This is a genomic window from Actinoalloteichus sp. GBA129-24 (assembly GCF_001941645.1).
Classification (GTDB): Bacteria; Actinomycetota; Actinomycetes; order Mycobacteriales; family Pseudonocardiaceae; genus Actinoalloteichus_A; species Actinoalloteichus_A fjordicus.
The window spans coordinates 3,139,870-3,153,207 of sequence record NZ_CP016077.1 but is presented as its reverse complement, the minus strand read 5'-3'; the positions used below and the strand labels follow the sequence as shown (position 1 = coordinate 3,153,207).

The window sequence follows — 13,338 nt, the reverse complement described above, 5'->3', positions numbered from 1 at the left end:
CACCTTTTCCCCACTCGTTTTCGGCAGTTTCATGAAGATCATTGAACGCGCTCTCGGGCACCGATCGGGATTGGCGAAGGACATGATCGAATCGAACGGAGGGTCATGACCGCGCGAAGCACCATCGACGATGCCGACGGCGCCGCCTCGCCCACGGTGAGCGGAGTCGCCGACCGCGGCAGGCCCGGCGCTACCGAACGACTGGCCGGGTTCTTAGATCAGGCCTGGCGCCCGGTCGCCCTGCTGGCGGTGCTCTTCGCGGGCTGGTGGGCGGTGACCGCAGCCGAGCTCGTCGAGCCCTATCTCGTCCCGTCCCCCGGCGACACGCTGCGCGCGATCACGGAGCGGCCGGAGTACTTCCTGGACAACACCCTGGTCACCACCTACGAGACGGTGCTGGGCTTCGTGATCGCCGCCGCCGTCGGCGTGTTGGCCGCCGTGGTGATGGTCTACTCCAGCACGATCGAGAAGACGCTGTACCCGCTGCTGCTGTTCGCGCAGGTCATCCCGAAGATCGCCATCGCGCCGCTGTTCGTGGTGTGGCTCGGCTTCGGCCTGGAGCCCAAGGTGGTCGTCGCGGTGCTGATGGCCTTCTTCCCGGTGGTGATCTCGATGGTCACCGGTCTGAAGTCCATCGACCCGGAGATGCTGGAGCTGTCGGCGACGATGGGCGCGAGCCCGGCCCAGACCTTCTGGAAGATCCGCTTCCCCGCCTCGCTCCCCCACCTCTTCGCCGGCCTCAAGATCGCGGCGACGATGGCCGTCACCGGCGCGGTCGTCGGCGAGTTCGTCGGCGCCAACGAGGGTCTCGGCTTCGTGATCCTGCAGGCGAACGGCAACCTCGACACCCCGGTGCTGTTCGCGGGCCTGATCGTGATGTCGCTGCTGGGAGTGGCCCTCTTCGTGCTCGTCGAGGTGGCCGAGTACTTCCTGCTTCCGTGGCACGCCAGCAGGCGCTCGAACGCCTCGGCCACCACGTTCTAGACCGAGCCTCACCTGAAAGACACCTCACAACCTTCCCGCACCTTCCGCCAGGATCAAGGAGGCTCCTCATGAAGGTCAGCAGGCTCGTGGTCGGCGCCGTCGCGGTGTCGTTCGCCGCCGCAGGCTGCGGCGGCGCCGGGGGTGACACGACCACCAACGCCGACGGCGTCGAGCTGGACGTGGTCACCCTGACGCTGAACTGGTACCCCTACGGAGAGCACGCGCCGTTCTACTACGGCGTGGATCAGGGCATCTTCGAGGAACACGGCATCGACCTGACCATTCAGGCGGGCCAGGGCTCGCAGCGCACCGTGCAGGCGGCCACCGCGAACCAGACCGACTTCGGCTGGGCGGACACCCCGGCGGTGCTGGCCGGGGTCTCGGAGGGCCTGGACGTCACCAGCGTCGGCGTGTTCCTCCAGACCACGCCGTCCTCCGCCCAGTTCTTCAGCGATCAGGAGATCGAGACCCCGGACGACCTGCGGGGCAAGACGATCGCCAGCACTGCGGGCGACGCGCTGAGCGCGACCTTCCCGACGTTCCTGGAGATCAACGGCCTCACCGAGGACGACGTCACCCTCCAGAACACCGACCCGGCGGGCAAGATGGCCGCGGTCATCTCCGGCCAGACCGACGCCCTGCTCGGCTTCGCCACCGACCAGGGCCCGACGATGCAGGAGAGCGCGGACCGCGAGGTGTCCTACCTGCGCTTCGCCGACCACGGCCTCAACTTCTTCAGCAACGGACTGATCACCGCCTCGGAGAACCTGACCGAGCGCGAGGACCTGGTGCGTCGGATGGTCGCCGCCTCCAGCGAGTCCTGGGCGCGGGCGGGCGAGGCCGACACCGCCGAGGTGATCGAGGCGATGAGCGGGGCGAGTGAGCAGCTGCCCTCGCCGGAGGTCCTCACCGAACAGTTCCTGGCGACGTTGGAGCTGCTGCATACCGAGGCGACCGAGGGCATGCCGCCCGGTGTGAACGACGAGGCCGACTGGGACGCCACCATCGAGATCTTCGCCGATGCCGGGGTGATCGACAACGCCGAGGAGGCCTCCGCGTACTGGGACGCCTCGTTCGCACCGGAGGGATGACCACATGACTCGCATGACGGGCGGCAGCATGACCAGTGAGGCCGAGCGGCCCGCAGACCACTCGGGCGTCAGAACACCCGCCGTGGACATCTCCGACGTGGCGGTGCGCTTCCGGACGAAGAAGCGCGATGTCACCGCGTTGGAGAACGTGTCGCTGCAGGTCGACGCCGAGGAGTTCGTGGCGATCGTCGGGCCGTCCGGCTGCGGCAAGTCGACGCTGCTCAAGCTCGTCTCCGGCCTGCTGCGTCCCTCCTCAGGGGACGTCCGGCTGCTGGACGAGGCCGTGACGTCGCCGCGCCGCGACGTCGGCTACGTGTTCCAGCGGGCGGCCCTGCTGGAGTGGCGCTCGGTGCGACGCAACATCGCCCTGCAGGCGGAGATGCGGCGAATGCCGTCGGCGCAGGCGGCGGCCAGGGTCGACGAGCTGATCGCGATGACCGGGCTGCGCGGTTTCGAGGACGCCTATCCGCACGAGCTCTCCGGCGGCATGCAGCAGCGGGTCTCGCTGTGTCGGGCGCTGCTGCACCGACCACCGGTGCTGCTGATGGACGAGCCGTTCGGCGCTCTGGACGCCCTGACCAGGGAGCACATGAACGTCGAGCTGCGGCGGATTCGGCAGGAGACCCGCACGACGGTGCTGCTGGTGACGCACTCGATCTCCGAGGCCGTCTACCTCGCGGATCGCGTGGTGGTCATGACCGCCCGGCCGGGCACGGTGGCCGAGATCATCGACGTGAACCTGCCGGAGGAGCGGGACTACTCCGAGACGCTGGTGCATCCCGAGTTTGCCAGAGCCAGCGGGCATATCCGCGAGCTGCTGGGCGCGGCGACCTCGGCGGAATAACTCGGGGCACCAGTCCCAGGCGGGCCCCGGAGCGGTCCAGGGCCGGTTCGCACCGTCGGCGATGACGTCGTCTGCGGTGCCCGGCTCGGTCGAGCCGGGTCCGGCGGCGTGTCGAACCGGTGCCGTCGCGGGGTCGGCACCGGGCGGGCGCCGTGGGCGTGTCGACTCGGGCGGCGCGCTCCGGGTGTTCGGCGGCCCACGGCGGTCGTGGGCATCGGGCTCGAACCGGCGCCGCATCAGACGTCCGGGCCCGGAGTTCGGCGAGCGAACCGGGACCGGCCGACCCCACCGCAGACGCGACCTACCGCAGACGCAGCCCGAACGCGGCGAGATCAGCACCGGACCGGACCAGCCTGCCGAGGCGCAGGCTTCTTCGGCCTGCCGTCGCCGTGCACTCGACGCCGCCGAGGCGGCCGGGGCGGATCGCGCCGACAGGACACACCCCGACCACACGTCCGCTTCCTGCCCAGGTCCGCGCCGTCGACGGCGGCCGGGCGGCGACGAAGCGGCGAGGCACGAGTTCACGAGCACACGGTCATCGACGAGGAGCTGCGGAGAGGACGAGGCATGGCGGGCACGGGCGATCGGCGCATCGGCATCGTGATGAACGGCGTCACCGGACGCATGGGGTATCGACAACACCTGGTGCGGTCGATCCTGGCCATCCGGGCCGAGGGCGGGCTGCGGCTCGCCGACGGCACCAGGCTCTGGCCCGATCCGGTGCTGGTGGGACGGAATGCGGCGAAGCTGGAGGCGTTGGCCGAGGCACACGGCCTGGAACGCTGGACGACGGACCTGGATGCCGCGCTGGCCGAGCCCGACGCTGAGATCTACTTCGACGCCCAGGTCACCAGCGGTCGGGCCGCCGCCATCGCCTCGGCGATCGCCGCCGGACTGCACGTCTACACCGAGAAGCCGGTGGCGGGCGACGTGGCCGGGGCGCTGGAGCTGGCCAGGGCGGCGCGTGACGCGGGGGTCAAGGCGGGCGTGGTGCAGGACAAGCTGTTCCTGCCGGGACTGCGCAAACTGCACCGGCTGGTGGCGGGCGGCTTCTTCGGCCGAATCCTCTCGGTGCGCGGCGAATTCGGCTACTGGGTGTTCGAGGGCGACTGGCAGGAGGCCCAACGCCCGTCCTGGAATTATCGGGCCGAGGACGGCGGCGGAATCATCACCGACATGTTCTGCCATTGGCGGTATGTGCTGGAGGAGATCTTCGCGCCGGTCCGTTCCGTGCAATGCCTGGGTGCGACACATATTCCGCAGCGATTCGACGAGAACGGCAAGCCCTACGACTGCACGGCCGACGACGCCGCGTACGGGACGTTCGAACTCGACGGCGGGATCGTCGCACAGATCAGCTCCTCCTGGGCGACGCGGGTGTTCCGCGACGAACTGGTGGAGTTCCAGGTGGACGGCACCGAGGGCAGCGCGGTGGCCGGTCTGCGTCGCTGCCGTGTGCAGCACCGTTCGATGACGCCGAAGCCGGTGTGGAATCCGGACATCCCCGCCACCGAGGACTTCCGGTCGCAGTGGCAGGAGGTGCCGGACAACGCCGAGATGGACAACGGGTTCAAGGTGCAGTGGGAGCTGTTCCTCCGGCACGTCGTCGACGACGAGCCGTTCCGGTGGGACCTGCTGGCCGGGGCGCGGGGCGTGCAGCTGGCCGAGCTCGGTCTGCGGTCCTGGGCGGACGGTCGACGTCTCGCGGTTCCCGAGCTGACCCTGTGAGCGCCCCGACGGAACCGGTGCACGGCGGGCACCCGACGGCGCGGCGCTCAAGGCCGCGGTGGGCTGCGGGGGCCGTGCGGTGACGGCCGTGCCGGGCGGCGCCGTGGCGGGCCGGCGCTGGCCGTCGGCGGCGGGCGCCTGGCTGGGCATCGGCGCCGCACCCGGCGCGCTGGTGTTGGGCGCGCAGGTCGCCGAGCGACACGACGGCGTTCTGCCGCTGCTGGTCCTGCTGGCGGGCGGCGTCCTGATGGCCGCGCTGCTGGCAGGACAGGGGCTGCTGGGACTGCTGCCGCCCCTCGGGGAGAACTCGACGCTGTCGGTCGCCTCGGCCCGGTACCTGCCCCCGGTGGCCGACCGGGCCGTGGCGCTGTCGATGACGCTCGCGATGATCGGCTGGTTCGGGTTCAACGTGGGGCTCGGCGGCGCGGCGCTCGGCGCACTGACCGGCCTGCCGGACTGGGCGGCGGCGGTGGCGTTGGCCGCGCCGCTGCTCGGCGTGATCGTGGTGGGCGGCGGCCGGTGGAACGGGCTGGCGATCGTGGCGACCGGCAGTGCGATCGTGTTGATCGGCCTGGTCGCACTGCGCACGCTGCCCGAGGGCCTGCCCGTGACCGTGCAGCCCGCCGGGCCGCGCTCCACCGCCGTGGACCTCGCCGGGTTCCTCGGGTACGTGTCGGTTTTCGCGATGCGCGCACCGGACTTCACCGTGGGTCTGCGCCGACGCCGGGACCTGGCCTGGTGTGTGGGGCTGCTGGTGGTGCCCGCGCTGCTGGCCGCCGTGGTGGGAGCCGGCCTGAGCGCGGCCACCGGTTCCAGTGACGTGGTGGCGACGCTGGCGGGGCCGCAGGGCATGGCGGCGGCGAATCTCTTCCTCGCGGTGGCGGTGGTGGCGCCGACGCTGGCGTGCGTCCACTCCGGATCGTTGGCGTTGGGCAGGCTCGCCCCGCTGCCCGCCCGACTGCTGCCCTGGCTCGTGGCGGTGCCCGGACTGGTCCTGGCGATCCTGCGGGTGGATCGGCTGATGGCCGACTGGCTGGTGCTGCTGGCGGCGGCCGTGCCCGCGCTGGTCGTCCCGATGGTGGTGGAGGCGGCGAGGCGACGACGCGGCAGGCCGCCTCGGCTGATCTCGACGTGGACCTGGCTGCCGCCCTCGGCGATCGCGGTGGCGGGCACGGTCGCCGGGTATCCGGAGTCCGCGCTCGTCGGCCTGGTCCTGTCCGTCCTGGCGGCACTGCTGGCGCAGTGGCGGCCGAGGGCCCCCGCGCGATGACGCCGCCCACGGGTCCGGTGTCGTCGAGGAGCCCGGCCGCCGGGCGAGGACCCGTCCCGCCCCCGCATACCGCGTGAATCGACCGACTGAGCACGACCGAGGGAGGCCATCGAGATCCGTGTGATCGACGACTGAGCCGAGCCTGCCTACGCGGCTTCGGCCGCCGTGGTGTGCGCTGGTCATCGCGCCGAACGGCGCCGTGTCGACCGGCCCGATAATGGGATCGTCAATAGGATTTCTCGGCCGCAGTGCAGCGCCCCGGGCAAACCATTGACGACGCACTATTCACCGTGCTTCCATCGAAGTGACGAACAATCGCGGAAATCGGTTAATTAGTCACCCCGGTGAATTAATGGCCGGCCCGTCGACGCTGTCTCGGGCCGGACCGCGACACCATGGCGGCGAGTGCCCGAGGTCGGGACTCGGCCGCATCGAACCGGCATCGGCGCCGTTCATCGCACTCGGACGGCGACCGTGCACGGACGTCGACGAGGAGAGCGCCGATGACGGCCAGTGCGACCGCACCACCGCGAGGAGAACGAGATCGCGCCGGGCGTAGAACACCGCGAGCGCTCCGACGTCACCGCCGTCACCGAGGCGTTGACGTGCTCGGACTCGACGGCCCACCGAGGACTGGACGGCGCGGCGGCTCCGGCTCCGCCGTACCCGTCACACCGGCTCCGCCGCAGGCCGATGACCGCAGGCCACCTCCGATCGCCGCCGACGGACTCGACGAGCCCGCCGAACGACGACCGATCTCGCATCCGCACTCGCTCGTCCGACTGGGAGCGCCATGAGATATCAGACCCGTCCGCCGCAGGTCCGAAGAAATCGATTCGCCGCCGCACTCGGCGGCCTCCTCACCATGCTGCTGGCCGTCACGGCAGGCCTCGCGGCGGCCCCGACAGCAGGCGCGGCCGAGGCCAGATACTCCGTGCTGGTGTTCTCGAAATGGACGAACTTCTACCACGAATCCATTCCGGCTGGTATCGCGGCGATCGAGGAACTGGGCGCCGCGAATGATTTCGAGGTCGAGGCGACCGACGATGCGGCCGCCTTCACCGACGAGAATCTCGCCCGTTTCGACGCGATCATCTTCAACAACACCAATTCGACCCCGGAGTCCGGCGACCTGCTGGACGCCGATCAGCGGGCCGCCTTCCAGCGGTACGTGCAGGGCGGCGGCGGCTGGACGGGCCTGCATGCGGCCTCGGCCAGCGAGCGGGACTGGGACTGGTACGAGGGCCTGGTCGGCGCGATCTTCGACCAGCATCCCGCGATCCAGCCGGGACGGGTGAAGGTGCTGGACCGCGCGCACCCCTCCACCGCAGGACTTCCGGAGCTCTGGGAGCGCGAGGAGGAGTGGTACAACTGGATCGCCAACCCGACGGGCAACGTGCACACCCTCGCCCAGATCAAGGTGCGGGACGGCATCGAGGGTCTCGACGAGGGCGTCGACCACCCCTTCTCGTGGTGCCAGAACTATGACGGCGGCCGCTCCTGGTTCACCGCGGGCGGCCACGCCAGCGAAGACTTCTCCGACGAGCTGTTCCTCGACCACCTCCTCGGCGGGATCGAGTGGGCTGCCGGGGCCGCCGAGGGCGACTGCTCGGCGACCCAGACCGGCAACTTCCAGCGCATCCCGCTGGTCACCGAGAACCTCGCCGACCCGTTCGAGCTCGCGGTCGCACCCGACCGCAGGGTGTTCTACATCGAGCGCACCGGGGCGCTGAAGATCGTCGACCAGGAGACGCTGGCCGTGAGCACCGCCCTGGACTTCGAGTACACCTCCGACATGACCAGCCAGTCCGACGGCCTGCTCGGGCTGACCCTGGACCCGGCCTTCGAGGAGAACGGCTTCCTGTACCTGCTCTACTCCGACAAGGACGAGGCCAGACTCAACGTCTCCCGCTTCACCGTGGAGGGCGACACCGTCGACGAGGCCACCGAGGCACGCCTGCTGGAGATCCCCACCTTCCGGGGCGAGGGCCGGGCGAACTCGCACATGGCGGGCTCGCTGGCCATCGACGACGGCGGTGACCTCTACATCGCCACCGGCGACAACACCGACCCCTTCGCCTCCGACGGGTTCGCACCGATCGACGAGCGGGACGGCCGCCGCGCCTGGGACGCCCAGGCCACCGCGAGCAACACCAACGACCTGCGCGGCAAGATCCTGCGCATCACCCCGCAGGCCGACGGCAGTTACACGATCCCCGAGGGCAACCTGTTCGCCGAGGGCACCGAGCTGACCCGGCCGGAGATCTACGTGATGGGCATGCGCAACCCGTTCCGCATCACGGTCGACTCGACCTCCGGCGCGCTGCTGGTGGGCGACTACGGCCCCGACGCCCGTGCCGCGAACCCGAACCGGGGTCCGGAAGGCACGGTGGAGTTCGACCGCATCACCGAGGCGAGCAACCGGGGCTGGCCGTACTGCACCGGCGACAACACCCCGTTCAACGACTACGACTTCGCCACCGGCACCTCGGGCGAGCTCTTCGACTGCGGTGCCCTGGTGAACGACTCGCCGAACAACACCGGGCTGACCGAGTTGCCGCCCGCCGAGCCCGCGTGGGTGCACTACGCCTACTCCGAGTCCGCCGAGTTCCCGGAGCTGGGCACCGGCGGCGGCGGCCCGATGGGCGGGCCGGTCTACTCCTACGACGAGGACAACCCGCTGATCACGAAGTTCCCCGAGTACTTCGACGGCAAGTGGTTCACCTACGAGCTGACCCGCCAGTGGTTCAAGACGATGTCGGTACACGAGACCGACCAGGAGTTCACCGACCCGCGCTTCGAGCCGACGCAGGCGGGCGATCTGCTCTCGATCAACGGCATCTTCGAGGACATGGACTGGATTCAGCCCTTCGAGGCGGAGTTCGGACCGGACGGCTCGATGTACGTGATCGACTTCGGCGAGGGCAGCGGCACCGGCCGGGGCGGCAGCAACGAGGGCTCCGGCATCTACCGGATCGACTACGTCGCCGAGGGCCGGGTGCCCACCGCGCGCGTCGCGGCCGCTCCCGACTCGGGTCAGGGACCGTTGGAGGTCTCCTTCTCCAGCGAGGGCTCCGGCGCGGGCGAGGACGAGTCGGTGACCTACGAATGGGACTTCGACGGCGACGGCACGACCGACTCGACCGAGGAGAACCCCACCCACGTCTACACCGAGAACGGGCAGTACTCCGCGCGGCTGACCGTCACCAACACCGACACCGAGCTGGCGGGCGTGGCCGTCACCACGATCACAGTAGGCAACACCCGACCCGAGGTGTCGATCACGCTGCCCTCGCACGGCGGTCTGTTCGACTTCGGCGACACGATCCCCTTCACCGTGGAGGTGACCGACGCCGAGGACGCCGAGATCGACTGCTCCAAGGTGATCGTGCAGTCGCAGCTGGGCCATGACGATCACCTGCACCCGATGGACAACGTGACCGGCTGTCAGGGCGACATCACCACCGACCAGGGCGACAGCCACGGGCCGGGACAGAACCTGTTCGCGGCGCTGAGCGCCCAGTATCAGGACGACGGCGGCGTCGACGGCACTCCCCCGCTCGTCGGCTCCGCGCACGCCACCCTGGAGCCCAAGCGCAAGGAGGCGGAGCACTTCGAGCAGACCGGCGGTGAGAACGGCGGCGTGGAGGTCCTCGCCCGCGACGACTCCTCCGCAGGCAGTCGAATCGGCGAGATCGAGCACGGCGACTGGGTGGCCTACGACCCGATCAACCTGACAGGCATCGACTCGGTGACGGTCGGCGTCGGCTCGGCGGGCATCGGCGGCACGCTGGAGTTCCGGGCCGACGCGCCGGACGGCGAACTGCTGGGCTCGGTGGACGTCGGCGACACCGGGGACTGGGGAGCGGTGATCTCGCCGACCGTGCCGCTGACCGACCCAGGCGGGCCGATCACGCTCTACGCGGTCTTCGACAATCCCGAGTGGACGCCCGAGGGCACCGACCTGATGTCGGTCGACTGGCTGCACTTCAACGGCCAGGGCGTCACCAAGGAGGAGATCTCCGCCAAGGTCGAGCCGACGGCGACGCCCGGCACCGGCACCGCGCCGCTGACCGTGGAGTTCAGCGCCGAGGTGACCGCGCCCGAGGGCCGGGAGATCGTCGAGCACCACTGGGAGTTCGGCGACAACCAGTACGCCGACGGCGAGTCGGTGAGCCACGAGTACACCCGCAGCGGGCCGTTCACCGCCCGACTGACGGTGACCGACGACACCGGGGTGCGGACCTCGGCGACGGTCGACGTCTCGGTCGACTAGAGCCTGGCGCGGCCCCGGTCGGGGTCCTCCTCCCCGGCCGGGCCGCGCCTGCCACCCCACGGACGAGCAGCGTCATTCAGCGAGAAGGGCTTGAGTGAGATGGGCATCGTGCAACCGGAGTCCCGCCGGGGATTCCTTCGTCTGGCGGGCGGCGCGGCCGTCGCCGTCGGCGCCTCAGGACTGATCACGGCGAACGCGGCGGCGACGCCGGGCAGGCACCGCCGGGTGCCGAGGGAGCACATCGGCATTCAGCTCTACACGGTGCGGAGCCTGATGGAGTCCGACCCCCAGGGCACCTTGAACCGGCTCGGCGAGATCGGCTACGCGACGGTGGGCGTGAGCGGGCTCTACGGCCACCGTCCGCAGGAGTTCCGCGCCATGCTCGACACGGCCGGGCTGCGGGCCGTGCTCACCCACCTGAGCCTGGACGCCATCCGAGGCGACTGGCAGCAGGCGCTGGCCGACGCCCACGTGCTGGGGGTGCAGTCGGTCGTGGTGCCGTCACTGCCCGGCGAACTGCAGAACCCGGCGGGCTACCGTCAGGTGGCCGGGGAGTTCAACGTGGCAGGCCTGGCGGCACGCAAGGCCGGGCTGCGCTTCCTGTATCACAACCACGGTTTCGACTTCGCCACCGTCGACGGCGAGGTGCTCTACGACATCCTGGTGGAGGAGACCGACCGTCGACTGGTGAACTTCGAACTCGACCTCTACTGGGCGGTGGACGGCGGCTACGACCCGGTGGACTACTTCCGCCGGTATCCGGGACGGTTCCCGGTGTTCCACGTCAAGGACATGGCCGCCGACGGCTCCTTCGAGGACGTCGGCCACGGCACGCTGGACTTCCCTCGGATGTTCGCCGAGCGGCGGTCGGGGGTGCGGGAGTACGTCGTGGAGCACGACGCGCCCGCCGATCCGCTGAACAGCGCGCTGCGCAGCTACGAGTACCTGTCGACGATGCGGTTCTAAAGACCGGCCGCAAGCTGCTCGCCGGCCCGTCGTGGCGGTCCCCTTCTCGGGCGACCGCCACGACGGTCCTGGCGGGCAGCCAGCTCGCGGCGGCGGCGAGGCGCGCCTCGCCGCCCGTCCTGGCGCGGACCGATCGGGCGGCGGCCGGGTGAACGGCGGCGGGCCGACATCGTCGCCCGTACCGTCCGTCCGGCGCCGTGGTCGACAGCGCGATCAGCCGATGTCGGCGCCGTAGACGTGGTCGACGGTCATCACCATGAGCACCCGGCGGTCGGACACCATCACCGACCGATACTCGTCCCAGTCGGGGTGCTCGCCCGCAGCGCTGCGGTAGTAGTCCACCAGCGCCTCGACCTCGGGGCCGTGCGGGTCGGTGCCCGGACCGATGAGCGTCGCCGTGCCCTCGGCGGTGGCCCATGCCCAGCCGTCGGCGCTGGTGACCTCCAGGGTGGCGCGCGGGTCCCGGCGCAGATTCACCGTCTTGGCCCGGCCCTCGGTCATCGAGACGTAGAGGACACCGGCCGCCCGGTCGTAGAAGGGCGTGACCGGCGAGAGCTGGGGGCGGCCGTCGGATCTGATCGTCGCGAGGACGCCGAGGCGGGCCTCGGCGAGCAGGGTGTGCGGGTCGAACGGGGTTGCGCTCGCGTCCGGGGCCTGCTCGACATCGGTCGGCTGCGCCTCGGCAGCCGACGCCGCCTGCGTGGCCGAGGGCCTGCGGAACTGCTCGATCATCGCCGAATAGCCCTCGCCGCCGCGCCCGTCGGCCACGGCCCGGTCGGCCAGCGCCGTGAGGAACCTGGGGAGGTCGACGTCGATCCCGAGGGCCGCGCTCTCGTGCACGAGGTGCGCCATCGCGCCACGGTGCGTGTCGATGGTCGCGTCGTCGGCCGGGTACGCGCCGTCGTCGACCTGACGCGCGTATCGGGACAGCCACCCGGTCGTGGTCTCGATGATCGAGACCGCCAGCGGGTGCAACGCCGCAGCGCCCACGCCCGCGGTGCCCACCAGCGCGGCACCGTGGAGGAAGCTGTTGAGCACGCTCCACATCAGGCTGAGCAGGGCCACGTCGTGCAACGACGCCAGCCCGTGGTCCTCGCCGAGGTGCGTGGTCTTCCCACCGAGGACGCGCAGGGTCGGCGCGTGCCGCGCGAAGGACTCCCCCGACCCGCTGTAGAGGATGACGGTGTCCGCGCCGCCGACGGCCTGCGGGTCCGTCATGATCGCGCCGTCGAGGTAGCCGACGCTCCGCTCATCCGCCCACCGCGCGGTCTGGCGCGCCTGCGCCGAGGAGCCCGAGGTCAGGTTCACCAGGACTCGGCCGTCGAGGACCTCGCCCACCGGATCGAGGAGTCCCAGCACGGCGTCGTAGTCCGCGACGCAGACGACGACGAGCGGCGCCGCCGCGACGGCCTCGCCCACGGAGGCGGCGAGCGTCGCGCCCTGGGCGACGAGCGGGTCGGCCTTCGCCGCCGTGCGGTTCCACACGGTGGTGGGGTGGCCTGCTCGCAGGAACGCCTCGGCGAGTGCCCGGCCCATCAGGCCGAGGCCGATCACCGTCACCGGAGCCTGCTCGGCATCGTGGTCGCGGGTCGGGAGCTGCCCGGAAGAAGAGTCGATGGTCATGACACGATCATCAACCTTCACATCGGTATGAAGGTCAAGCGCGCGGCCCGCAATGCATGCGAAAGGAGTCACCGTGCTGATCGGAGAGCTGAGCAGGCGTACCGACGTCCACCCCCATCAACTGCGGTACTACGAGTCCCAGGGCCTCCTTGCGCCCCGGCGCAGCGCGGGCGGCTACCGCGAGTACACCGAGGATGCCGTGCTGATCGTCACGCAGATCAGGCAGTTGCTCGCGGCCGGGCTGTCGACGCAGGAGATCCGCTTCCTGCAGCCGTGCGTCACCGGCGCGGCGCCCGATCTGGAGCCCTGTCCGGAGGCTCTGACCACGCTGCGCGCACGGCTCGGCGGTCTCGACGCCCAGATCGAGACGCTCGGCCGTTCCCGCCGAGCGCTTCAGGAGCACATCGAGGCCACGGAGCGACGGATGCCCGACCGCAGCCGGGAGTGCGAACCCAGCGCGGTCGGATCCTCGGGGTGATCTCGGGAGGTCGGTGATCGGCCTGTTGCTCGGAGGCCCGGCAGGGGCGCGACGGACTCGGGCCAGCGCGCCGAAGAC

At 70.6% G+C, this 13,338-nt stretch carries 9 protein-coding genes and 1 pseudogene; 8 read left to right on the top strand and 2 right to left on the bottom strand.

Annotated elements, in window-relative coordinates; genetic code table 11:
- Window positions 1–105: 105 nt before the first annotated feature.
- The 7 genes from UA75_RS14040 (at window position 106) to UA75_RS14005 (ending at window position 11,159) form a co-directional block, all read left to right on the top strand.
- Complete coding sequence (locus tag UA75_RS14040) at window positions 106–984, top strand: ABC transporter permease (protein ID WP_075740624.1); 879 nt, start codon at window positions 106–108, stop codon at window positions 982–984.
- A gap of 68 nt (window positions 985–1,052) precedes the next feature.
- Complete coding sequence (locus tag UA75_RS14035; protein ID WP_075740623.1) at window positions 1,053–2,075, top strand: ABC transporter substrate-binding protein; 1,023 nt, start codon at window positions 1,053–1,055, stop codon at window positions 2,073–2,075.
- Between the two features lie 28 nt (window positions 2,076–2,103).
- Entirely contained in the window at window positions 2,104–2,919 is an 816-nt protein-coding gene (locus UA75_RS14030; RefSeq protein WP_075743797.1) for an ABC transporter ATP-binding protein, read from the top strand.
- A 567-nt stretch (window positions 2,920–3,486) separates the two neighbouring features.
- A complete protein-coding gene (locus UA75_RS14025) occupies window positions 3,487–4,647 on the top strand; it encodes a Gfo/Idh/MocA family protein (RefSeq protein ID WP_075740622.1) in 1,161 nt (386 codons plus the stop codon).
- A 79-nt stretch (window positions 4,648–4,726) separates the two neighbouring features.
- On the top strand, window positions 4,727–5,917 hold the full coding sequence (locus UA75_RS14020; protein ID WP_157434168.1) for a hypothetical protein: 1,191 nt from the start codon (window positions 4,727–4,729) through the stop codon (window positions 5,915–5,917).
- 793 nt (window positions 5,918–6,710) lie between these two features.
- Window positions 6,711–10,193 carry a ThuA domain-containing protein gene (locus UA75_RS14010; RefSeq protein WP_075740619.1) on the top strand — a complete coding sequence of 1,161 codons (3,483 nt, stop codon included), beginning with the start codon at window positions 6,711–6,713 and terminating at the stop codon, window positions 10,191–10,193.
- 99 nt (window positions 10,194–10,292) lie between these two features.
- The gene (locus UA75_RS14005; RefSeq protein WP_075740618.1) at window positions 10,293–11,159 is read left to right on the top strand and encodes a sugar phosphate isomerase/epimerase family protein; all 867 of its coding nucleotides are present in this window, start codon (window positions 10,293–10,295) and stop codon (window positions 11,157–11,159) included.
- 213 nt (window positions 11,160–11,372) lie between these two features.
- On the opposite strand, the gene UA75_RS33840 is transcribed toward UA75_RS14005, so the two are convergent.
- On the bottom strand, window positions 11,373–11,774 hold the full coding sequence (locus UA75_RS33840) for a PPOX class F420-dependent oxidoreductase (protein WP_232251229.1): 402 nt from the start codon (window positions 11,772–11,774) through the stop codon (window positions 11,373–11,375).
- Window positions 11,775–11,882: 108 nt separating this feature from the next.
- A pseudogene (locus UA75_RS35160) lies at window positions 11,883–12,782 on the bottom strand (NAD(P)-dependent oxidoreductase); the annotation flags it as partial.
- Between the two features lie 73 nt (window positions 12,783–12,855).
- On the opposite strand from UA75_RS35160, the gene UA75_RS13995 reads away from it, so the two are divergent.
- Window positions 12,856–13,260 (top strand): MerR family transcriptional regulator, encoded by a 405-nt coding sequence (locus UA75_RS13995; RefSeq protein WP_075743796.1) that lies wholly within the window; start codon window positions 12,856–12,858, stop codon window positions 13,258–13,260.
- Window positions 13,261–13,338 lie beyond the last annotated feature (78 nt).